The organism is Actinoalloteichus sp. GBA129-24 (assembly GCF_001941645.1).
GTDB lineage: Bacteria > Actinomycetota > Actinomycetes > Mycobacteriales > Pseudonocardiaceae > Actinoalloteichus_A > Actinoalloteichus_A fjordicus.
This window is the reverse complement of the sequence record NZ_CP016077.1, coordinates 4,104,165-4,128,768: the sequence shown is the minus strand read 5'-3', so window position 1 is coordinate 4,128,768 and position 24,604 is coordinate 4,104,165. Positions and strand designations below refer to the sequence as shown.

Annotated in this window: 6 protein-coding genes; 3 read left to right on the top strand and 3 right to left on the bottom strand. The window is 72.1% G+C overall.

The features are described 5' to 3' along the window. Positions 1 to 708: 708 nt before the first annotated feature. The 3 genes from UA75_RS17875 to UA75_RS17865 all read right to left on the bottom strand — a co-directional run bounded on the left by UA75_RS17875 (position 709) and on the right by UA75_RS17865 (position 3,995). A complete protein-coding gene (locus tag UA75_RS17875; RefSeq protein WP_075741213.1) occupies positions 709 to 1,137 on the bottom strand; it encodes a nitroreductase family deazaflavin-dependent oxidoreductase in 429 nt (142 codons plus the stop codon). A 432-nt stretch (positions 1,138 to 1,569) separates the two neighbouring features. Then, on the bottom strand, positions 1,570 to 2,985 hold the full coding sequence (locus UA75_RS17870) for an amidohydrolase family protein (protein ID WP_075741212.1): 1,416 nt from the start codon (positions 2,983 to 2,985) through the stop codon (positions 1,570 to 1,572). Positions 2,986 to 3,023: 38 nt separating this feature from the next. After that, positions 3,024 to 3,995: an Atu4866 domain-containing protein gene (locus tag UA75_RS17865; RefSeq protein WP_075741211.1), complete on the bottom strand. Its 972-nt coding sequence runs from the start codon at positions 3,993 to 3,995 to the stop codon at positions 3,024 to 3,026. Between the two features lie 138 nt (positions 3,996 to 4,133). Here UA75_RS17865 and UA75_RS17860 point away from each other — a divergent pair, with 138 nt between their 5' ends. The 3 genes from UA75_RS17860 to UA75_RS34645 all read left to right on the top strand — a co-directional run bounded on the left by UA75_RS17860 (position 4,134) and on the right by UA75_RS34645 (position 24,586). Continuing rightward, positions 4,134 to 4,967, top strand: coding sequence for a helix-turn-helix domain-containing protein (locus UA75_RS17860; protein WP_075741210.1), 834 nt, complete (start codon positions 4,134 to 4,136; stop codon positions 4,965 to 4,967). Between the two features lie 737 nt (positions 4,968 to 5,704). Beyond that, the gene (locus UA75_RS17855) at positions 5,705 to 7,264 is read left to right on the top strand and encodes a DHA2 family efflux MFS transporter permease subunit (RefSeq protein WP_083683286.1); all 1,560 of its coding nucleotides are present in this window, start codon (positions 5,705 to 5,707) and stop codon (positions 7,262 to 7,264) included. Positions 7,265 to 8,110: 846 nt separating this feature from the next. Continuing rightward, positions 8,111 to 24,586, top strand: coding sequence for a type I polyketide synthase (locus UA75_RS34645; RefSeq protein WP_232251088.1), 16,476 nt, complete (start codon positions 8,111 to 8,113; stop codon positions 24,584 to 24,586). The last annotated feature ends 18 nt before the right edge of the window (positions 24,587 to 24,604 follow it).

Below are 24,604 nucleotides of genomic sequence, written 5' to 3'. Positions count from 1 at the left end.
CCTCGATCAGGACGGCTGGTGCAAATTAGCACGAACGGCCGTGCGGTTAGTTGGGGCCGTGCCCTCGGTCGATCGGGCGTCGTTGATCGGAGCTCTCGTTACGCATCGATCTCGGGGGTGCGGCGCCGGGGTCCGGCGGGCTCCACGGCGCCTGACGCGTCGGTGGTTGCAGTCACCGGCCTCCGTTGTTTCAGTGCTCATCGAAGTTAATCCACAACAACCGACGACGACCGCCGCGACAGACAGCCCATCGGATGCGGGCGAGGCCGCCCCGCCGGTCGTCGGCCGTGGTGTGTCGGGGTCCGCCGACCGCCGTGTCGGCCAGGCCGTCGGCGGCCGCCCGAGGCGGCCGCGCCGCACCGTCGTCGGGGCTCCCGGAGATGCCGGGCCGGGGCGGGCCGTGCTCACCACCGGCCTGCCCCGAAGGGCCGACGGCGGTGTCCGAGAAGACTTCCGACGACTCCGATCGGGAATCGACGGGGGAATCCCGTTCGGCCCCGACGCCCACGGTGTTCCGCTCTTCCGACACTTTCGGTTGACGCGGGCGCCGGACCCGGCCGGGATCGGGGACGGCCCCGGCATTCGACACCCGGACCGACGCCCGGCGTGTCGTCGCCGGGGGATCCGTCGGCACCGATACCCCGCCGGGCGGCCCGAACCCGCTCGCCCGGCCGGCGCCGCCCGCCCGGCCCCGTCGTCGGTGCGTCGTCAGCCCGAGGTGCGGACCAGCTCCACCACGGGGATGACGCGGGTGGTCTTGTTCTGGTAATCGGTGAACTGCGGGGCCACCGCGCACTGCTTCGCGTAGATCACGTCGCGCTCTTCGCCGGTGATGACCGTGGCGGTCACCTCGATCGTCTCGTTGCCGATCTCCACGGTCGTCCTCGGAGTGGCGACGAGGTTGTGGTACCAGTCGGGGTGCTTCGGGTCGCCGCCCTTGCTCGCGAAGATGAAGATGCGGCCGTCGTCGTCGAGGTAGACGAGGGGCGCGATGCGCTCGATACCGGACTTGGCACCGAAGTGGTGCACCAGGGCCAGCGGTGAGCCTGCGAACATGCCGCCGACCTGTCCTTCGTTCTCTCGGAACTCCTTGATGACGCCCTCGTTCATCTTGGCGAAGTCTGCTGCGTTGGTCACGAGAATGCTCTCCAGGAGTGCGGTGACGCGACTACGGGGACGCCAGGATGAGACGTTCTGAACTCAGCGGAAATTCCCGATTCGAGACCGACGTGATCTATTCCGCACGGACCGGCCCCGTATTTCCTCGCGGACCGATTGCGCCGAGTTCGTCGGCTCACCGTCGGTGCGGGACGCGGGACGCGGGACGATCGGCGACTCGTCGTCCGTGCGGCGTCCGGACCGGACTCGCCTGCCCGGAGCGGCAGCGGAGCGTGGTCCTCCCGCGCCGCCCGCTCGCCTGCCCGCGCGGTCCCGGCCGAGCACGCCGTCGCCTTCGGAGCGCGGTCTCCCACCGTGCCGTCTCCCGCAGCGCCGTCGGGCCGGTGCCGCCGGGCCTGCGACACCGGCTCCGATGATCGCGTCATCGGATCCCCGCAGCGCCCGGGCGGATCAGCCGCGCCCGGCCTGCCGCTCCGCCGCCGCGCCGATACGCCGCAGGATCGCGTCCCTGGACGCCGTGACCTCGTCCCGCACGGCGTCGACGTCGACCCCGACGAGCGAGCCCGCCCACTTTCGCGGCACGCCGTCGACGAGCACGGCATCGACGTCGGCGGGACTCGCCCCCAGGACCAGGGTCCCGACGGCGTCGTTGAGCGGCATGGTCGCGATCGACTCGGCGTTCACCAGGATCAGGTCCGCCCGCTTGCCCGCCTCGACGGACCCGGTGCGATCGGCGAGCCCCAGCGTGTGGGCACCGTGCAGCGTCGCGAAGTCGAGGACGTCGCGGGTGGTGATGCGCGCCGAGGGGTTCGCGCGGTCGGGGGAGTTCTCGACCGCCCGCATCCGCTGGACGGCCAGCAGCGCCCGCATCTGCGTGAACATGTCGCCCGCCAGCGCCACCTCGACGTCGATGCTGAGGCCGGGACGGACTCCGACGGCGAGGGCCTCGTCGATCGCGGGCACTCCCGATTCGAGGCCGATCTGCGGCTCCGAGGTCGGGGCCAGCGCGACGGTCGCCCCCGTGTCGCCCACCGCCCGCCACGCCTCGTCGGTCAGGCCGGTGGCATGGATGAGCATGACCTTCGAGTGCAGGATGCCCCGCCGTGCCCAGTCGAGGAGGGCCCGCGAGGACGAGGCGCCGAAGACGGCGTCGATGCTGACGCCGATGTCCAGGGACTCGGCGACCGAGGCGAGGTGCGGACCGTAGGCGAGGTGCTCGCCCGCGATCTCGTCGGTGGCCAGCGCGGCGAGCTGCACGGTGATGCGTCCGCTCTCCGCACCCTGGTATCGCGACACGACTCGGCCGAGGTCGGCGGGCCACTGCCGGTCCCAGTCGCCGAAGTGCGGCGCCATCGAGGCGTGCACGCCTCGGATCCCCGTGTCGATCAACGCGGTGACGGCGGCGTCGGTGTGCGCGGCGCTGCGGGCGTTGTGGGAGAAGTCGAGCATCGTGGTGATGCCCGCGTCGATCGCCGCGAGCGCCGCCAGCCGGGTGCCGATCAGCATGTCCTCCGGCGTGTACGCGGGGGCCGCGCCGCCGAGGGTGCTGGTGACGTAGGAGACGAGGTCGCCGACGTCCGGGATGCTGCGTCGCAGCTGTGACTGCCACGCGTGTCGATGGGTGTCGACGAAGCCGGGCGCGAGGATGCGGCCGCGCGTGTCGATGACGACGGCCTCGGCGATCCGGTCGGCGAACTCTGGCGAGCTGCGCAGGTCCGGGCCGACCGCGAGGATCAGGCCGTCGCCGACCAGGACGTCGCCGGACTCGAGGTCGGGGATCGTGGGAGAGCCGGTGACGATGGTGCCGCCGGTGAACAGGAACGTGGTGGGGCCGGGGCTGCCGAGGTCCGGCAGTGGTGTCGGCATGGTGTGGTCGCTCTCTCGTCGGTGGGGAGGAGACGGGGTCAGGGGCGGCGTCGCAGGGTGTAGCCCGCGTGGTGCAGCACGTCGTCGACGAAGTCGCCGTAGGCCCAGAACCCCAGGTCGTCGAGGTAGTCGATCCGGTCGCCGTCGATCCAGTAACGCCCCTGGAACGCGTGCGGCCGTCCGCCACGGGTCTCGTCGTACCGGCCGTCGGAGCCGAGGTGCTGATGCAGGAAGCCGGTCTCGTCGATCCAGGTGCCGACCCGGCGCTCGTCGGTCTGCCCGGCGAGGACCTCGGCAGACACGGACGGACGATCGTCGGGGCGCGGGCGAGAGCCCCAGTGGACGACCTCGCCTCGGCTGACGACCGCGCCGAGGACCGTCGAATCCGCGAACTGCCGGGCCAGCCCCGCCGCGATAGTCGCGACGTCGGATTCCCGGAGGACGAGGAAGCTCGCCTCGGCGCCGGGCACCAGCGTCCCGACCGCGTCGGCTCGCTCCGTGCGCAGCGAGTGCAGCGCGAGGAGGTCGACGACGGCGGGGATGATGACGGTGTCCCGGCAGTCCACGACGATGGCGCCGTCGTCGTCGGCGGCGGTGAGCAGGCCGGGACCGATGCCCGCGATCGTCTGCCCGGCCAGGAGCACGTCGCCGCGCTCGACGTCGCCGATGAGCGGGTCCCCGGTCAGGAGCCGCGCGCCCGTGAACAGCAGCGGCCGGTGCGGTCCCTGCCTGCGGGCCAGCTCGATCTCCTCCCCGGCGGCGGGGGAGAAGTCGGGCCTGCGGTACAGGATCATCCCGGCGTGATGCAGGACGCCGTCGACGAAGTCGCCGTCGGCGCTGAATCCGGTGTCGTCCCGGTAGTCGATGTGCTCGCCGTCGATCCGGTAGTCACCCTGGTAGGCGTGCTCGTTCTGGTCCCTGGCCTCGTCGTAGCGACCGGTCGGCAGCAGCCGGTGGCGGATGCGCCCGTCCTCGGTCACCCAGAGCCCGCAGTAATCCGATGCCTGCATCGAAAGTCCTCTTCGTGTCGTCGTTCACGTGGTACGACCTCGATCGTCAGCTCCGGAGTCACGGGGAGGAAGGTCGTCTCCTGACCAGGAGTGACACGGCCTGGATAGGTCGAGCGCCTGCGGCCTACCGTGGTGCGCATGACGAAGCGCGGCGACCTGGGCGCCTACCTCAGTGCCCGCCGAGCCGCGGTGACCCCGCAGGACGTCGGCATCGTGGCCGAGACCGGGCGGCGTCGGGTCGCGGGCCTGCGGCGTGAGGAGCTGGCCGCGATGGCCGGGGTCAGCGTGGACTACTACGCGCGGCTCGAACAGGGCCGCGAGCGCAACCCCTCCGCCGGGGTGCTCAACGCGCTGGCCCGCGTGCTGCGGCTCGACGTGCACGGCCGGGAGCACCTGTTCCGGCTCGCCGACGTCCCCTTCCACGCCGCGCCCGCCGGGAGCGTCGCGACGGCGTCGCCGGAACTGCGGGCACTGCTGGACTCCTGGCCCGACACCCCGGCGATGATCCTGAACGAACGGCTGGACGTCCTGGCCGCCAATCGCCTCGCCGAGGCGCTGTACAGCCCCTTCCGGGCCTTCGACAACCTCGTGCGGATGACCTTCCTCGACCCGGTCGCACCGACCTTCTTCGTGGACTGGCATCGCGCTGCGGAGGCCTGCGCCGCCAACCTGCGCACCGCCGTCGCCGGGAACGGCACGGACTCCGAGATCGGCCGCCTCGTCGAGGAACTGCACGCGGCCGTCGAGTTCCGTCGTTACTGGCGACGTCACGAGGTGCGCGGGAAGACCGCCGAGGCGAAGGAGTTCCTGCACCCTCAGGTGGGGAGCCTCACCCTCGGCTTCCAGGCTTTCGACGTCCGGTCCGCGCCCGGCGCCCAACTCGTCGTCTACTCGGCCGAGCCCGCCTCGCCGTCGGCCGACGCGCTGCGCCTGCTCGGGGCGATCGCGGCCACCACCGCGACCCTGAGCTGACCACTCGCCGCGTCGGCCCCGCCCCGGTCCGGCATCGCCTCTCGGCGGTGACGGCGTCGGCCCGCCTGCGTCGGTGCGGGTCCGCCGTGAGTGTCCGGGCCCAGGCGCGACCAGCTCGACACGACGTCTCCGCCATAGAGCCGAGCGGCGGAGGGTTCCCCAGGGTCGTGACAGCCTGGCGTTCGACTCTTGCGTCGAACATCGGCGTCGAAGACCGCCGCCGCCCGGCCCGCCGAGCCTGCGGCGCGCGCGGTGTGCCGACCGCCACACCGGTTCGCCGCCGCTGCTCGGCAGGCACCCCGCGACCTGGGATGACGTTCTTCCCGAGGTCGGCATGAGACCGCAGGCTCGTCCGTCCGGGATGCGACGGGCGGCCCGGCCTTCCGGTCAACCGAATTTCGATCGAAATCGTCGGGGGTCGGGGTTACCGTGTTGTTCTGGGGCTCGGACGATGATCCTGTCGTCCGAGAAACGGCCGCCCCCCGACATCGTCGTCAGGCGGGTCGAGCCGTCTGCAGGAGGGAGACGAGCGTCTCGTACGCCGTCTGCCGTGTCACCGTGCCCATCGAACGTGTGCAGCGTCGCGTCGACCTGCGCGGGCAGGCGATCGTCCGGCAGCCGAGGCGCGGAACATCGCGGAGGCCTGTCGCACGTCGTGACGATGACGACTCCCGGACGGGTGCTGCGACGACCCTGCCCACCCCAGCCGCTCCCGACTCTGTGAGGAATGCCTCGACATGATCGACTCCGTGGGCGCAGCCACTGCGGACTCCGACCGCGACGCCCCGCCGCCGCCGCGCGCCAACGTCCTGATCGGCGTGTTGGTCGCATCCGCCTTCGTGATGATCCTGAACGAGACGATCCTGAGCGTCGCCCTGCGTGACCTCGGTGTCGACCTCGACGTGTCCACGACCACCGCCCAATGGCTGACCAGCGGGTTCCTGCTGACGATGGCCGTGGTCATCCCTACCACCGGATTCCTGCTGGAGCGGTTCACGCCACGCCAGATCTTCCTTGCCTCGCTGACCTTGTTCAGTCTGGGCACGCTGCTGAGCGCGCTCGCTCCCGGCTTCGCGGTCCTGCTGCTCGGCCGGGTGGTGCAGGCCTGTGGCACGGCGGTCATGCTCCCGCTGCTGATGACCTCGGCGATGCGTCTGGTACCCGCTGAGAAGCGCGGTGCCACGATGGGCACGATCATGATCGTCATCGCCGTCGCGCCCGCGCTGGGTCCGACGATCGGCGGCGCGGTGCTGTCCTCGCTGGGCTGGCGCTGGATGTTCTGGATCGTGCTGCCGCTCGCGGTGGCCGCGCTCCTGATCGGCGCGAACCTGATGCGGCTGCACAGCGAGACCCGTCGGGTGCCGCTCGACGTGCTCTCGGTGCTGCTGTCCGCCCTCGGGTTCGGCGGGGTGCTCTACGGACTGTCCTCGATCGGCGAGTCCGCAGGCGGAGAGCACCCGGTGCCGCCGTGGGCGGCGATCGTTCTCGGCCTGGCCTCCCTCGGCGTGTTCACCTGGCGCCAGCTCAGACTCCAGCGTGACGGTCGGGCGCTGCTGAACCTCGGGCCGTTCGGTCACCGCACCTTCGTGGTCGCCATGGTCCTGGCCGCGCTGCTGTTCATGTGTCTGCTGGGAATCTCGGCGATCCTGCTGCCGCTGTACCTGCAGACGGTCCTGAACACGAGCACGTTCGTCAGCGGACTGGCGGTGCTGCCCGGCGGGCTGGCGCTCGGCCTGCTCGGTCGGCCGGTGGGGCGGATGTTCGACCGATTCGGCGCGCGTCCGCTGGTGATTCCCGGCGCCCTGGCCATGACCGTGGCGCTGTGGCTGTTCGTCACGTTGGGGGCGAACTCGCCGATTCAGGCGGTCGTCGCCATCCACGTTCTGCTGATGGTCGGGCTCGGACTGATGATGACCCCGTTGATGACCTCGGCCCTGAGCGTCCTGCCGGATCACCTCTACTCCCACGGCAGCGCGATCCTCTCGACGCTCCAGCAGGTCGCGGGTGCTCTCGGTACGGCGGTGTTCATCACCGTCGCCTCCCTGTCCAGCGCGGCTCCGTCCGGTGTTCCCGACGCGGGCGGACTGCGGACCGCATTCCTGGTCGCCGGGGGCGTCGGCGTGCTCGCCTTCATCACCTCGTTGTTCATCGGCGGGAAGTCGACGCCTGACAAGCCGGAGTCGGAGTCGGAACCGGAGTCGGACGACCGTTCGATCGGATCGACGGGCGCGGACGGCGCCGCGAGCGAGATCGACAACGGGTACGAGGATCAGGAGCCCGCGACCGCCCGACGGTGACGGTGCCTGCCTGCGGGGGCTCCAGGCGACGCCTCCGCGATTCACCACCGGATCGCGGAGGCGGGCTCCCGCAGGTCGTCGGGCCGGGAGTGCGGCCGGCCAGTCCGTTTTTCCAGACCTTCGACGTCCGGTCCGCTCCCGGCACACAGCTCGTCGTCTACTCGGCCTAGCCGGCCTCGCCGTCGGCCGTGCGCTGCGTCTGTTCGGCACCATCGCCGCTCCTCGACGAGGTGACGCGGGGGCGGCTCGCGGCGGCGCGGCGGGCAGCGGGCCCGGCCTGCCGCCCTGGCTCGCCTGCGCGAGCCCGACCGGAAGCCTTCGGTGTCGCGCGGCCGAGTGGTCCCGCTCCTCGACAGCGTTCGTCGCGCGGTTCGCCGACCGCCTTCCCGTCGTGTCCCTCTGCCCCGGCTCCTCCGTCGCGGCCTTCTGACGCGGCTTTTCGACTGACGCGGCTTTTCCGACCCATCCGGGCGACGAGCGGCCCGGTGATCGTCTGTGGCAGGGCCGCCGCGCGGCGCCGGGCGGGGCAGCTGTCCTCTTCGGACTGGACCTTCCTCCCTCGTTCGCAGTCCGACTTCGCAGTCGTCATCGCGGATCTCGCAGGTCGGGCGACCTCGCACCGAGGCGACTGCGCGTGGAATTCATCCCGTTCTCACGAGGTGGAGGGCCCGCCAGGAAAGCGCTGGTGAGACGCCTAGGGGTTTCGGACAGGGGTTACTCGGCCCGGTTCTTCCATGCAACTCTGGCGTGACTGAGCGCGACCATTGCCGTTCGTGCTGTCCGCAGTCGAATGGTCTCACTCTTTGTTCGCGGTGACCGGTGCGGGGAGAAGGAGCGCGGTACACAATGGTGCGTAGTTCCGGGGTGGATCGGCTGCCGTGGATCTTGTCCGGCGGCGGCGTGCAGTCGGTACGCGGCCAGGCAGGCCGACTGCTCGCCCACCTGGACTCGACGCCGGACTGGCACCCGGTCGACGTCGGCTGGACCCTCGCCCAGCGTCGTCCCGCAGGCGGGTGGCGGGCCGCACTCGTCGCAGGCGAGCGCACCGACTTCCTGACCGGTCTGCGCGGGCTGGCTGCAGGACACAGCGCCGCCGGTCTGGTGGAGGGACCCCACGTCGGGGACTCCGTGGCCTTCGTCTTCTCGGGACAGGGCTCGCAGTGGCCGGGCATGGCCCGCGCACTGCTGGAGACCTCCGCCGTGTTCCGCGCCCGGATCGACGACTGCGCGCAGGCACTGGAGCCGTTCCTGGACTGGTCCCTGCTCGATCTGCTGCGCGGGGCGTCGCCGGAGCTGTTGTTGGACCGCGCCGACATCGCGCAGCCCGCGCTGTTCGCGGTCGGCCTGGCTCAGGCCTCGGTGTGGCGCGCACACGGCGTGGAGCCCTCGGCCGTCGCGGGGCACAGTCTGGGCGAGGTCCTCGCGGCCGAGTTGTCCGGTGCGCTGGGCCTCGACGACGCGGCCCGAGTCGCGGCCCGGTGGAGCCAGGCGCAGGTGACGCTGGCGGGCCGAGGCGAGATGGTGTCGGTCCGCGCGACCCGAGCGGAGGTGACGGAGTTCCTACGGCCCTGGGGCGACGCGCTCGGCGTCGCCGCGGTGAACGGACCCGCCGCAGTGATCGTCTCGGGGGACGCCGACGCCGCCGACGAGCTCGTGACCGCCCTGCACGCCGACGGCAGGACCGCGCGCAAGGTCGCCGTCGGACTCGCGGCGCACTCCGCCCACATCGACCTGATCATGCCCCGCCTGCGCCGGGAGCTGGCCCCGCTGCGGCCGGTGGCGCCGCAGCTGCCCTTCTACTCGGCGCTGCACGGATCTCGGCTGCCCGACGGTGAGCTGCTCGATGCCGACTACTGGTGCCGCAATCTCCGCAACACCGTGCGGTTCGACGACGTGACCAGGGCGGTGCTCGCCGACGGCCACCACGTGTTGCTGGAGATGAGCCCGCATCCGGTGCTGACTGCGGCGATGCTGGAAACCGTCGAGGACGCCGGGGCTGCGGCGTCGGTGCGCGGGGCGCTGCGCCGCGATCAGGCCGATCTCGCCCGCGTGACGCACTCGCTCGCCGAACTGCACGTCGACGGCGTCGAGTTCGACGCCTCGGTGGTGTTCGCGGGCCACGGTGCGGCCTTGGACCTGCCTGCGGCGGACGAGGACGGTCCGGTCGCCGAGTTCGTGCCGCTCGCCGAGGCGCTGGCGCCCCGGTCCGCCGTCGAGCAGCTGGCGGCGCTGCAGGAACTGGTGTGTCACGAGGTGGCGGTGACGCTGGGCCGGACGGACGGTCGTCTCGTCGATCCCCGACGGCCCTTTCGCGACCTCGGTTTCGACTCGGTCACCGCCGTGGAGATCCGCAACCGGGTGGGCGCCGCAACCGGGCTGCGGCTGCCGCACACCCTCGCCTTCGACTACCCGACCCCCGCTCGGCTCGCCGAATTCCTGCACGCCGAGCTCTTCGGCGCCGCCGAGGTCGATGCCGTCGTCCCGGTTCCGGCCGCTGCCGAGGACCCGGTGGTCATCGTCGGCCTGGCCTGCCGTTACCCCGGCGGCGTCGCCTCGCCGGAGGAGCTGTGGCGGGTCGTCGCCGAGGGCGTCGACGTGGTGTCCGGTTTCCCTGCCGACCGGGGCTGGGACGTGACCGGCGCCTATTCGCCGGTGATCGACAAGCCCGGTCAGTACTACCAGAGCGAGGCGGGCTTCCTGCCCGACGCGGACCTCTTCGACGCGGAGTTCTTCGGGATCTCGCCTCGGGAGGCATTGGCGATGGACCCGCAGCAGCGACTGCTGCTCGAGACGTCCTGGGAGGTGCTGGAACGTACGGGCATCGACCCGCTGTCATTGCGGGGCAGCAGGACCGGGGTCTTCGTCGGCGCGATGACGATGGACTACGGGCCCCGCCTGGACGCCGCGTCCGGGCACGAGGGTCACGTCCTGACCGGTAACACCGGCAGCGTCCTCTCCGGGCGGATCGCCTACACGCTGGGCCTGGAAGGCCCTGCGGTGACCGTGGACACGGCGTGCTCGTCCTCCCTGGTCGCGCTGCACCTGGCGGCGCAGGCCGTACGGGCCGGGGAGTGCACCTCGGCGCTGGCGGGCGGGGTGACCGTCCTACCGAACCTGGGCATGTTCGTCGAGTTCTCCCGCCATGGAGGGCTCGCACCGGACGGCCGGTGCAAGCCCTTCTCCAGCACCGCAGACGGATTCGGCCTCGCCGAGGGTGTGGGTCTGGTGTTGGTGGAGCGGTTGTCGGATGCCCGTCGTCTCGGTCATTCGGTGTTGGCGGTGGTGCGGGGTTCGGCGGTGAATCAGGATGGTGCGTCGAATGGGTTGACGGCGCCGAATGGTCCGTCGCAGCAGCGGGTGATCCGGCAGGCGTTGGCCTCGGCGGGTCTGTCCGCGGCGGATGTCGACGTGGTGGAGGCGCATGGCACCGGTACCCGGCTCGGCGACCCCATCGAGGCGCAGGCAGTCATCGCGACCTACGGGCAGGGTCGTTCGCGGCCGGTGCTGCTGGGTTCGGTCAAGTCGAATCTCGGGCATACGCAGGCGGCGGCGGGGATCGCCGGGGTGCTGAAGATGGTGTTGGCGATGCGGCACGGGATTGTGCCCGCGACGCTGCATCTCGACGAGCCCAGTCCGCAGGTGGACTGGTCGGCGGGCGCGGTGTCGCTGGTGCCCGAGGCCGTCGAGTGGGCGTCGGCGGGCGTGCGCCGGGCGGGTGTCTCGTCGTTCGGGATCTCTGGCACGAACGCACACGTGATCCTGGAGGAACCGCCGTCCGTGCCGGGCCGCTCACCGGTTCCGGTGTCCTCGGACCCCGGCGACCGTCTCGGCGGGCGGCCCGCCGCCGACGCGGCGTCTCCTGATTCCGCCGTCGTGCCGGACGAGTCCGAGACAGCGGCCTCGGGCCGGGCCGAGGTGACGTCCTGGGTCCTCACCGCGAAGTCGGAGTCCGCGCTGCGCGCACAGGCCGAGCGGCTGCTGGAGTTCGTCCGACGGCCGGACGTCGATCCCGCCGACGTGGCGCACTCGCTGGTGACGACGCGATCCGCGTTCGATTACCGCGCGGTCGTGATCGGCCGGGACCGTGCCGAGCTGATCGACGGCCTGGCGGCGGTCGCCGCCGCACGATCCTCGACGTTCGCGGTCACCGGCTCCGCCGCCGTGTCCGGGCGGCTGGCCGTGCTCTTCACCGGTCAGGGCGCTCAGCGGGCAGGCATGGGCTCTGAGCTCTACGCGAGCCACCCGGCCTTCGCCGCCGCGTTCGACGAGGTCTGCGCCGAGCTGGATCCGAAGCTGGACCGGCCGCTGCGCGAGGTCGTCTTCGCCGAGGACCACGAGCTGCTCGCACAGACCGGCTGGACGCAGGCGGCGCTGTTCGCCGTCGAGGTCGCGCTCTTCCGCCTGGTCGAGTCGTGGGGCGTGCGCCCCGATGTCGTCGGCGGCCATTCGATCGGGGAGATCGTCGCGGCACATGTCGCAGGCGTGCTGACCCTTGCGGACGCCTGCACCCTGGTGGCCGCCCGTGGATCACTGATGCAGGCGCTGCCTGCGGGCGGCGCGATGGCGTCGGTGCGGGCGAGCGAGGAGGAGGTCCGCCCGCTGCTGACGTCGGGCGTGTCGATCGCCGCGATCAACGGCCCGCATTCGGTGGTGGTCTCCGGCGTCGAGGACGAGGTGGCCGCCCTGGCCACCCGCTTCGAGAAGTCTCGGCGGCTGCGCGTGAGCCACGCCTTCCACTCGCCGCTCATGGACCCGATGCTGGCGGAGTTCGCCGAGGTCGTGCGGGGTCTGGAGTTTCACGCGCCCCGTCTCGTCGTGCTGTCCAACGTCACGGGCGGCCCGGCGGATGCCGAGGAGCTCCGCGACGGGGAGTACTGGGTGCGTCATGTGCGCGAGCCGGTCAGGTTCGCCGACGGCGTGCGCGGGCTGGAGGACGCAGGCGTCTCGGCGCTGCTGGAGCTGGGGCCGGGCGGGGTGTTGTCGGCGATGGCGGCGGAGTCACTGCGCGGATCGGCGGTCGCCGTGCCGTCGCTGCTGACGGACCGACCCGAGTCGCTCGCCCTGCGGACGGCGGCCGCGCGGCTCTTCACCCTCGGCGTCCCGATCGAGCGGGACACGCTGGGGACGGCGGGCAGCCGGATCACGCTGCCGACGTACGCCTTCGACCGCACGCGTTTCTGGCTGGAGCCCCGGATCACCAGCGGTTCCGGGGCCGACGTCGAGTTCTGGGCCGCCGTCGGCCGAGGCGACCTCGACGCCCTCGCCCGCTCGCTCGACCTCGGCGCCGACGAACGGGCGCCGCTGGCCGAGCTGCTGCCGTGGCTGTCCTCCTGGTGGGAACGCAGGCAGCGTCGCTCCCTGGTGGACGGCCTTCGCCACGAGGTGGTGTGGCGACCGACGACACCGTCGGCGGCGGCCTGGCTGTCCGGCGACTGGGCGCTGATCTCCGAGGACGCCGCCGACGACCTCGCCGCGGTGCTGTCGGCCGCCGGGGCGGCGGTCGTCCGGCTCACCCCGACCGCACTGGCCGAGGGCCTGCCCGCCGACTGTGCGGGAGTGGTGAGCACCGTCGGACTGCACGCCACGCTCTCGATGATCCAGACCCTCGGCGACCGCACCATCCCCTTGTGGTGCGTGACGCGCAACGGCGTGGCCGCCGCAGGCTCCGACGGACCCGTGGACCCGTGGCAGGCGGCGGTGTGGGGACTGGGCAGGGTGGCCGCGCTCGAATCGCCCCGCCTGTGGGCCGGGCTGATCGACCTGCCCGCCCGCCCGGACGCGGCGACGCTGACCCGGTTCACCGCCGTGCTGGCCGATCCCGCAGGGGAGGACCAGGTGGCGGTCCGGCAGTCGGGGACCTTCGTCCGACGGCTGGCCAGGGCCCGCTCCGGCGCAAGCGGCGGCTGGCGGCCCTCGGGCACCGTCCTGGTCACCGGTGGCACCGGGGCGCTGGGCGGTGCGGTGGCGCGCCTGCTCGCGAGCGGGGGAGCCGACCGTCTCATCCTGACCAGCCGCCGGGGCGCCGACGCACCGGGCGCCGCCGACCTCGCCGCCGAGCTGCGGGCGCTGGGCGCCGACGTCGACGTGGTGGCCTGCGACGTCGCCGACCGCGCCGCCGTCGCCGCGCTGCTGGCCGCCCACCCGGTCGACGCGGTGTTCCACACGGCAGGTGTGCTCGAGGACGGCGTGCTCGCCTCCCTCACCCCCGAGCAGCTGGATCGGACGCTGGCCCCGAAGGCCTGGGGCGCGACCCACCTCGACGAGCTGACGCGGGACCGTGAGCTGTCGGCCTTCGTGCTGTTCTCCTCGGTGACCGGGGTGCTCGGCACGGCAGGGCAGGGCAACTACGCGGCGGCGAACGCCTTCCTCGACGCGCTCGCCGAGCGCCGCCGCGCCGAAGGCCTGCCCGCGACGGCGATCTCCTGGGGGCCGTGGGCGGGTGAGGGCATGGCGGCGGGCCCCGTCGGCACTCGACTGGCCGAGGACGGCCTGCGCGCGCTGCCGGTGCCGACCGCCCTGGCGGCCCTACAGCTCTCCCTCGACCGTGGCGAGACGGGGGTGACCGTCGCCGACGTCGACTGGGCGAGGTTCGCCCCGCAGTTCACGGCGGCGCGATGGAGTCCGCTGCTGGCGGACCTGCCCGAGGTCGGCGCGCGGACCGACGACCGCAGCCCCTCGACCGAGCTGGCGGCCCTCGATGATGCCGAACGCGGCCGCGTCCTGCTGGAGCTGGTGCGCACCGAGAGTGCCGCCGTGCTGGGCCACCGATCCGGTGCCGACATCGACGCGCATCGGGTGTTCAAGGACCTGGGCTTCGACTCGTTGACCGCCGTCGCGCTGCGCAACCGGATGAGCGCCGCGACGGGCGTGCTCCTGTCCGCCGCAGTGGTGTTCGACCACCCGACGCCCGCCGCACTCGCGGCGTACCTCTCCCAGGAGACGACCGGCGGCCGCCGCGAGGACGCCCCCGTCGCGCCGGTCACGGCCGCCGTGGCGGACGACCCGATCGTGATCGTCGGCACGGCCTGCCGGTTCCCGGGTGGCGTGCGCTCACCCGAGGACCTGTGGCGACTGTTGTCCCACGGCGAGGACGCGATCGGCGGATTCCCGTCCGACCGGGGCTGGGACCTCGACGCCCTCTACGACCCGACCGCCGCCCGTTCGGGAACGAGCTACACACGCGCGGGCGGCTTCCTGCCCGACGCCGCCGAGTTCGACGCCGCCTTCTTCGGGATCTCCCCGCGCGAGGCGCTGGCGATGGATCCGCAGCAGCGGCTGCTGTTGGAGACCGCCTGGGAGCTCTTCGAACACGCGGGCATCCGTCCGGCAGCCGTGCGCGGCGAGCGGATCGGAGTGTTCGTCGGCACCAACGGACAGGACTACGTCACCGACCTCGGCGACATCCCCCGCGACGTCGAGGGCCAGGTCCTGACCGGCAACGCCGCCAGCGTCGTGTCCGGCCGCATCGCCTACACGTTCGGGCTGGAGGGCCCGGCGGTCACCGTGGACACGGCGTGCTCGTCGTCCCTGGTCGCGCTGCATCTGGCCGTGCAGGCCCTGCGCAGCGGCGAGTGCACGGCGGCCGTCGCGGGCGGGGTCACCGTGATGTCGCGCCCCGGGGTGTTCGTGGAGTTCTCGCGGCAGCGTGGGCTTTCCGCCGATGGTCGGTGCAGGTCGTTCTCGGCCTCGGCGGATGGGACGGGGTGGTCTGAGGGTGTGGGTCTGGTGTTGGTGGAGCGGTTGTCGGATGCGCGTCGGTTGGGTCATTCGGTGTTGGCGGTGGTGCGGGGTTCGGCGGTGAATCAGGATGGTGCGTCGAATGGGTTGACGGCGCCGAATGGTCCGTCGCAGCAGCGGGTGATTCGGCAGGCGTTGGCCTCGGCGGGTCTGTCCACCGGGGACGTGGACGTGGTGGAGGCGCACGGCACCGGTACCCGGCTTGGCGACCCCATCGAGGCCCATGCCCTGCTGACCACCTACGGACAGGGTCGGTCTCGGCCGTTGTTGTTGGGCTCGGTGAAGTCGAATCTCGGGCATACGCAGGCGGCGGCGGGGATCGCCGGTGTGCTGAAGATGGTGTTGGCGATGCAGCACGGGGTGGTGCCCGAGACGTTGCACGTCGACGAGCCCACGCCGCAGGTGGACTGGTCGGTGGGCGCGGTGGAGCTGGCCGCCGAGTCCGTCCCGTGGCCGGACACGGGCCGACCCCGCCGCGCCGGGGTGTCGTCCTTCGGCGTCAGCGGCACGAACGCGCACGTGATCCTGGAGGCGGCCCCCGCGCCGGAACCGGCGGCGGACCAGCCCGAGCCGCCGCCTGCTGCCATCGAGTCCACAGCCGAGCCCGCGACGTCCCCGGTCGTCCCATGGGTGCTCTCCGGGAAGTCGGACGCGGCCCTGCGCGGCCAGGCGGCTCGCCTGGCGGAGTTCCTCCGGGATCGACCCGATCTCCCGCCGACGGACGTGGGAGCGGCACTGGCATCGCGGTCGCTGTTCGACCGGCGCGTGTTGCTCGCCGGTGCGAATCGGGCGGACCTGCTGGCGAGCCTCGACGAGGTGGCCGCCGGTCGGCTGACTGCGGGGCGGCGCGCCGCCGGTGGGGTGGTGCTGGTGTTCCCCGGTCAGGGCTCGCAGTGGGTCGGCCTGGCCGTGGAGCTGCTGGCGTCCTCGTCGGTGTTCGCCGAGCGGATGGGTGAGTGTGCGGCGGCGCTGTCGGAGTTCGTCGAGTGGTCGCTGTTCGACGTGCTGAGTGACGAGGCGGCGTTGTCGCGGGTCGACATCGTGCAGCCGGTGTTGTTCGCGGTGATGGTCTCTTTGGCGGAGTTGTGGCGCTCGGTGGGCGTCGTCCCCTCGGCCGTGGTGGGTCATTCGCAGGGCGAGATCGCCGCCGCGTGCGTCGCGGGCGGCCTGAGTCTGCGGGACGCGGCGCGAGTGGTGGCCCGGCGGAGTCGGCTGATCGCGGCCCTCGGCGGCGGCGGAGGCATGGTGTCGGTGGCACTGCCGCTGCCCGAGGTGGCCGACCTGCTCTCCGGAAGCGTCACCGTGGCGGCGGTGAACGGTCCGTCCTCGGTGGTGGTCTCGGGTGCGCGGGCGGGTCTGACCCGGGTGGTGGCCGAGTGCGAGTCACGGGGCGTCCGGGCCCGCTGGATCCCGGTGGACTACGCCTCGCACTCGGTGCTGATCGAGGAGATCCGCGATCAGCTGCTCGAACTCCTCTCGGAGATCGAGCCGCGCTCCTCAGCCGTGCCGTTCTACTCGTCGGTGACGGGCACGGTGGTCGACACCGCGTCCTTGGACGCGCGGTACTGGTTCCGGAACCTGCGCGAGACGGTGCGGTTCGACCGCGCCGTGGCGGCGTTGCTGACCGACGGTCTCGGCGTGTTCGTGGAGTCCAGTGCGCATCCGGTGCTGACCTACGGCATTCAGGAGGTCGTCGACGAACGCGACGGCGATCGGGATGCCGCCGACGCGCTGGTGGTCGGCACCCTGCGCCGTGCCGACGGCGGCATGGACCGCTTCCTCGCCTCGGCGGGCGAGCTGTTCGCCCACGGCGTCGATGTCGACGTCACGCCCCTGCTGACCGGTGGCCGACGGGTCGACCTGCCCGCCTACGCCTTCCAACGCGACCGCTTCTGGCTGGCGACGCCCGCCTCGGCGGGCGACGTCGCCTCCGTCGGCCTCGACGCCGCCGATCACCCGCTGCTCGGTGCGACGGTCCCGGTCGCGGGCTCGGACGAGGTCGTCTGCACCGGCCGGATCTCGGTCACCGAACAGCCGTGGCTGGCCGATCACGTCGTCGACGGGGCCGTGATCTTCCCCGGCACGGGTCTCGTGGAGCTGGCGACGAAGGCCGGTGCGGCCGTCGGCTGCACGCGGCTGCATGAGCTGACCCTCCAGACGCCGCTGGTGGTCCCCGAGTCCGGCGCGGTGCGTATTCAGGTCGTCGTCGGTCCGCAGGCAGACGACGGCGCTCGTCAGGTCGGCGTCCATGCGCGCGGTACCGACGACGACGCCGTCCACTGGACCCGCCACGCGACCGGTCTGCTGTTGCCCACCCTGCCGCAGGCCGACTTCGACCTGACCCAGTGGCCGCCGACCGGAGCCGAGACCGTCGACGTCGATCACGTCTACGGCAGGTTCGCCCAGATCGGCATGCTCTACGGCCCGGCCTTCCAAGGACTGCGGCGGGCGTGGCGACGCGCCGACGAGATCTTCGTCGAGGTGGCGCTCGCCGAGGAGGAGGGCGCTGCGGCGCAATGGTTCGGCGTGCACCCCGCGTTGCTGGACGCGGCACTGCACAGCTTCGCGCTCGACGGAAGCGGGCCGCAGGAACCGCTCCTGCCGTTCGTCTGGTCCGACGTGCGGTCCTACGCGGCGGGCGCCACGGAGCTGAGGGTGCGCGTGCGACGGCTGGCCGCCGACACGATGTCGATCCAGGCAGCCGACGCGTCCGGCGCACCCGTGCTGTCGGCCGAGTCGCTGGTCGTGCGTCCCGCGACGCGGGTCCGGGCCGGCTCTTCGAACCGCGACTCGCTGTTCCGGGTGGAGTGGGTGCCGACGGAGGCCGCAGGCAGGCGGACGGCCGTCTCGGTGCTCGATCGCCAGGAGCGGGAGAGCACCCCGCGCACCGCCGTCGGCCGTGTGCTGACCGAGCTGCAGTCCTGGCTGGAGAGGGAGCCGGAAGAGCGACTCGTCGTGCTGACCCGAGGCGCCGTCGCGGTCACTCCGGAGGAGTCGCCCGATCTCGCGGGCGCGGCCGTGTGGGGGCTCGTGCGGTCGGCACAGTCCGAGCATCCCGGCCGGATCGTGCTGGTGGACACCGACGGCACCGTCGACCTCGAACTGTTGGCCGCGCTCGACGAACCGCAGTTGGCGGTGCGTGGTGATCGGGTGTTCGCCGCGCGGCTGCGGCGAATGTCCGCCGTGGCCGAACCCGCCTGGGACGCCTCCGGCACGACCTTGATCACCGGCGGCACCGGGACACTAGGCGCCGCCGTCGCCCGACACCTCGTGACGAGACACGGTGTCCGAGACCTGGTCCTCACCAGTCGGCGGGGCCTGACGGCGCCGGATGCCGTGGAGCTGCGGGACGAGCTCGTCGGGCTCGGCGCGGCCGTCGTCGTCGTGGCCTGTGACATGGCCGATCGCGAGCAGGTCGCCGGGCTGTTGGCGGAGCACCCGGTCGACGCCGTGGTGCACACGGCGGGGGTGCTCGACGACGGAGTCGTGACGTCGTTGACACCGGAGCGCCTCGACACGGTGTTCGCCCCGAAGGCGGACGCCGCCTGGCATCTCCACGAGCTCGCGGGCGAGCTGTCCGCCTTCGTGTCCTTCTCGTCGGCGGCCGGGCTCATCGGGAACGCCGGGCAGGGCAACTACGCGGCGGCGAACGCCTTCCTGGACGCGTTGGCCCACCATCGCCGAGCACTGGGACTGCCCGCGCAGTCGCTGGCGTGGGGCCTGTGGTCGCAGGCGAGCGAACTGACCGGGGCACTGGACGGCGCGGACGTGACGCGGCTCGGCAGGGCCGGGGTCGTCCCGATGTCCACCGAGGACGGGCTGGCCCGGTTCGACGCGGCACTCGGCGTCGGCGAGGCCTCGGTGGCGCCGCTGCGGCTCGACCTGACGGCGTTCCAGGGCGAGGTGCCGCGCCTGTTCGCCGACCTCGTGCCCGCCCGCAGGCGGGCAGTGGCAGCCGCAGGCACCCTGCGGGAACGCATCGCAGACCTGGACGACCCCCGACAGAAGTCCCTGCTCGGGGACCTGGTGCGCGCCCAGGCGGCCAGAGTGCTCGGCCACTCCTCCCCCGAGGCCGTCGACACCGCCCAGACGTTCCAGCTGCTCGGTTTCGACTCGCTGACGGCCGTCGAACTCCGCAACCGCCTCAACGTCGAGACCGGCCTGCGCCTGCCCGCGACGATGGTGTTCGACTACCCGACGCCCGGCGCGCTCGCCGACTTCCTGCATCAGCGGCTGTTCGGCCAGACCGTCGCGACGGCGGAGCCCCTCGCCGTGGAGCCCGGCACGACGGGCTCGGTCTCGGACGACCAGATCGTCATCGTCGGTATGGCCTGCCGTTTCCCTGGTGGTGTGAACGACCCGGACAGCCTGTGGCGGCTCCTCGCCGACGGCGGCGAGGTCGTCTCCGACTTCCCGACCGATCGAGGCTGGAACCTCCACGAGCTCTACGACCCGGAACCCGGCGTGCCCGGCAAGAGCTACACCCGCGCTGGCGGCTTCCTGCGCGACGTCGCCGACTTCGACGCGGGATTCTTCGAGATCTCGCCGCGCGAGGCGCTGGCGATGGACCCGCAGCAGCGACTCCTGCTGGAGACCTCCTGGGAGGTCTTCGAGCGGGCGGGCATCGACCCGGTGTCGATGCGGGGAAGCCGGACCAGCGTCTACGCGGGCCTGATGTACCACGACTACGCGGCTCGGCTGCCCAGAGTGCCGGAGGACGTCGAGGGATACGCGGGCAACGGCAACGCGGGCAGCGTCGCCTCCGGTCGCGTGGCTTATGCCCTGGGCCTGGAGGGCCCTGCGGTCACCGTCGACACCGCCTGTTCGTCCTCGTTGGTCGCGCTGCACCTGGCGGCGCAGGCCCTGCGCTCCGGCGAGTGCGACCTCGCCCTCGCAGGCGGCGTCACCGCACTCGCGACGCCCGGCGTCTTCGTGGAGTTCTCCCGGCAGCGCGGGCTGTCCGCCGACGGCCGCTGCAAGTCCTTCGCCGGGGCGGCGGACGGCACGGGCTGGTCCGAGGGTGTCGGTCTGGTGTTGGTGGAGCGGTTGTCGGATGCGCGGCGCAACGGGCATTCGGTGTTGGCGGTGGTGCGGGGTTCTGCGGTGAATCAGGATGGTGCGTCGAACGGCCTCACCGCGCCGAACGGCCCTGCGCAGCAACGGGTGATCCGGCAGGCCCTTGCCTCGGCCGGGGTGTCCGCCGCCGACGTGGATGTGGTGGAGGCGCACGGCACGGGTACTCGGCTGGGTGATCCGATCGAGGCGCAGGCGTTGATCGCGACGTACGGGCAGGACCGTGCCCGGCCGCTGCTGCTCGGTTCGGTGAAGTCGAACCTCGGGCACACCCAGGCGGCGGCGGGCATCGCGGGCGTCATGAAGATGGTGTTGGCGATGCGCCACGGGGTGGTGCCCAAGACCTTGCACGTCGACGAGCCGACGCCGCACGTGGACTGGTCGGCCGGTGCGGTGGAGCTGGTCACCGAGGCGCAGCCGTGGCCCGTCGCCGACCGGCCGCGTCGGGCGGGAGTGTCCTCCTTCGGCGTCAGCGGGACGAACGCGCACGTGATCGTGGAGGCGCCGCCCGAGCCCCCGGCGGACCCCGTGGCGTCCGCAGCGGCGGCCCCGGACCACTCGATCGTTCCCTGGATTCTCTCGGGCAAGTCGGACGCCGCGCTGCGTGCGCAGGCAGACCGGTTGGTGGACTTCCTACGGGCGCGGCCGGCGGTGCGTCCAGCGGATGTCGGAATGTCCCTGGCCACGGCGCGAGCGCGGTTCGATCGCCGGGTGCTGATCTCGGGGTCTCGCACCGACGAGTTCATGGCGGGCCTGTCGGCGGTCGCCTCCGGTGCGGTGGTTCCCGGTGGTCGTGTTGCCGGTGGTGTGGTGTTGGTGTTTCCGGGTCAGGGTTCGCAGTGGGTGGGGATGGCGGCGGGTTTGTTGGGGTCGTCTCCTGTTTTCGCGGGTCGGATGGGCGAGTGTGCGGCGGCGTTGTCGGAGTTCGTCGGGTGGTCGTTGTTTGACGTTCTGGGTGATGAGCAGGCGTTGGGGCGGGTTGATGTTGTTCAGCCGGTGTTGTTTGCGGTGATGGTGTCGTTGGCGGAGTTGTGGTGTTCGGTGGGTGTGGTTCCGTCGGCGGTGGTGGGTCATTCGCAGGGTGAGATTGCGGCGGCGGTGGTGTCGGGTGGGTTGAGTCTGCGTGATGGTGTGCGGGTGGTGGTTCAGCGGAGCCGTTTGATCGCTGGTCTTGGTGGTGGCGGGGGAATGGTGTCGGTGGCGTTGCCTGCGTCCGAGGTGACGGAGCTGCTTCCTGACGGTGTGTCGTTGGCGGCGGTGAACGGTCCGTCGTCGGTGGTGGTGTCGGGTTCGGTCTCGGGTCTTGAGCGAGTGGTGGCCGATTGTGAGTCGCGGGGTGTTCGGGCGCGGTGGGTTCCGGTGGATTACGCCTCGCATTCGGTGTTGATGGATGCGCTGCGGGACGAGCTGGTCGAGAGCCTGGCGGATGTCGAGCCTCGGTCGTCGGAGATCCCGTTTTATTCGTCGGTGACGGGATCGGTGGTCGACACGGCGTCGTTGGATGCGCAGTACTGGTTCACGAATCTGCGGGAGACGGTGCGGTTCGATCGTGCGGTGGAATCGTTGCTGGTCGATGGTTTCGGTGTGTTCGTGGAGTCCAGTGCGCATCCGGTGACGACCTATGGCATTCAGGAGGTCATCGACGAACGGGACGGCGACGCCCTGGCGATCGGTACCCTGCGTCGGGACGACGGCGGCATGGACCGCTTCCTCGCCTCGGCGGGCGAACTGTTCACCCACGGCGTCGACGTCGACGTCACGCCCCTGCTGGCCGGCGGTCGCCAGGTCGACCTGCCGACCTACGCATTCCAACGTGAACGCTATTGGCTCCAGATGCCCAAGGGCTTCGCCGGTGATCTGGCCTCGATCGGGCAACAGGACGCGGGCCATCCGCTGGTGGGCGCCTCGGTCTCGATGGCCGACTCCGACGGCGTCCTGCTCACCGGACAGGTGTCGATCGAGACGCATCCGTGGCTGGCCGAGCACGCCGTGGCCGGCACCGTGCTGCTGCCGGGCACCGCCTTCGTCGAACTCGCCGTCCACGCAGGCGACCAGGTCGGCTGCAGTCGCGTCGCGGAGCTGACGCTGGCGGCCCCGGTCATCCTCCCGCCCCACGGAGGGGTCGCCGTGCAGGTACTGGTCGGAGCGCCGGACGAGTCCGGGCTGCGGCCGGTGAGTGTGTACTCGCGGCGCGCCGATGCCGAGAACGACGCATGGACGTGTCATGCGTTCGGGCAGCTCGGGGTCGACCAGCCGAGCCGCGACCTCGGCCTGACGGCGTGGCCGCCTGCGGCGACGGTCGTGCCGCTGGCCGGCGTGTACGAACGACTGTACGACCAGGGTTACCAGTACGGGCCGATGTTCCAGGGTCTGCGGGCGATGTGGCGGACCGAGGAGGAGATCTACGCCGAGGTCATGCTGCCCGCCGAGGCGACGACCGGGGCGACCGCCTTCGGCCTGCATCCCGCGCTGCTCGACGCCGCGCTGCATCCGGCCGGAGCGGTCGCGCAGACCGAGGAGGTCCGGCTCCCGTTCAGCTGGTCCGGCGTCTCGATACATGCCGCAGGCGCGCGCGTGCTGCGTGTCCGGCTGACGATGCGGGGCGAGGGCGTGGTCTCCCTCGACGCCGCCGACCAGACCGGCGCTCCCGTGGTCTCGGTGGACTCGCTCGCCCTGCGCCCGGTGACACCCGACCAGCTCGCCGTCGCCTCGACGGACTCGCTCTACCACCTCGACTGGACCGGACCGCAGGCACTCGCGACGGTCGGCGGCACCTCGGTAGCCTGGATCGGCCGAGACCTGGACCTGGACTCGCAGGCGGCGGACGGCTCCACGCCGGCCGTCGTGCTGCTGGACGCCGCCTGCGCAGGCAGCCAGGACGCGCCCACGCGGGCCCGCCGGGTCGTCGGCGCCGTGTTGGACGTCGTCCGCGCCTGGCTCGCCGACCAGCGCTTCGCCGACACCCGCCTGGCGGTGGTCACGAGAGGCGCGGTGCGTGCGGTCGACGGCGACGTGCCGGATCCGGCGTCGGCGGCCGTCTGGGGTCTGGTGCGGTCCGCGCAGTCCGAGAACCCGGACCGACTGATACTGCTGGACGCCGAGGAGCACACCGGTGACGCGGAGCTGTCGGCGGCGGCGGCCTGCGGCGAGCAGCAGATCGCCGTCCGAGCCGGGCAGCTGTTCATACCGCAGCTGGCGCGCAGCAGGACCACCGAGTCGGCGGCGCCCTCCTGGGACCCGGCAGGCGTCGTCCTGATCACCGGCGGGACCGGCACGCTGGGTGCCGCCGTGGCCCGACATCTGGTGCGGCGGCACGGGGTCCGCAACCTGGTGCTGGCCAGTCGTCGTGGACTGGACGCCCCCGGTGCCGTCGCGCTGCGCGAGGAGCTGACCGGGTGGGACGCCGAGGTCGCCGTGGTGGCCTGCGACCTGTCCGACCGTGCCGCCGTGGCCGCGCTGCTCGCTGCGCACCCGATCACCACGGTGGTGCACAGCGCAGGCGCCCTCGACGACGGGGTGGTCTCCGCGCTGACGCCGGAGCGGGTGGACACGGTGTTCCGCCCGAAGGTCGACGCGGCCTGGCACCTGCACGAACTCGCAGGCGACCTGTCGGCCTTCGTGATGTTCTCTTCGGCGTCCGGCGTGTTCGGGACAGCAGGACAGTCCAACTACGCGGCGGCCAACACCTTCCTGGATGCGCTCGCCGAGCACCGCAGGGCGCACGGCCTGCCTGCGCACTCGCTCGCCTGGGGCTGGTGGGAGTCGACCAGCGAGATGACCGCCCGACTCGGCGCCGCAGACCGATCGAGGATGACGCGGCGCGGCGTGGTGCCGCTGTCGACCGACGAGGGACTGGCCTTGTTCGACACCGCCGTGGCGGGACCACGACCCGTGGTGCTGCCGGTGCGACTCGACCTCCGGGCCACGCTGCCCGCCGTGTGCCGAGCACTGCAGCGGACCACGCGCCGCACCGCCGCCGCACCCGCAGCAGGCGAGGCGACCTTGGTCGACCGCCTGGTGCGTCTCGATCCGCCGGACCGTGCGGCAGCCCTGTTGACCCTCGTCCGATCGGCAGGCGCCGAGGTGCTCGGACACGCGACCGTCGGCGAGGTCCGGCCCACGCGGGCGTTCAAGGAGCTGGGCTTCGACTCGCTCATGGCCGTGGAGCTGCGCAACCGACTCCACCGCGAGACCGGCCTGCGCCTGCCCGCGACGCTGGTGTTCGACTACCCGACCCCGCAGGCGATCGTCGGACTCCTGGACGTGGAGCTGTTCGGCGCCGCCGTCCCCGAGTCTCCCGCATCCCCCGTGCTGGCCGACCTCGACCGGCTGGAAGCAGGCCTGACCGGCGATCTCGACGACGAGACGCGGTCGGCGGTCACCGACCGGCTGAAGGCCCTTCTCACCAGGTGGACCGGCGATGCGGCACACGGTTCCTTCGCCGACCAGCTCGACTCGGCGTCCGACGACGAGATCTTCACCCTGATCGACAACAGGCTCGGCCGGTCCTGATCACACGCCTTGGGGGTT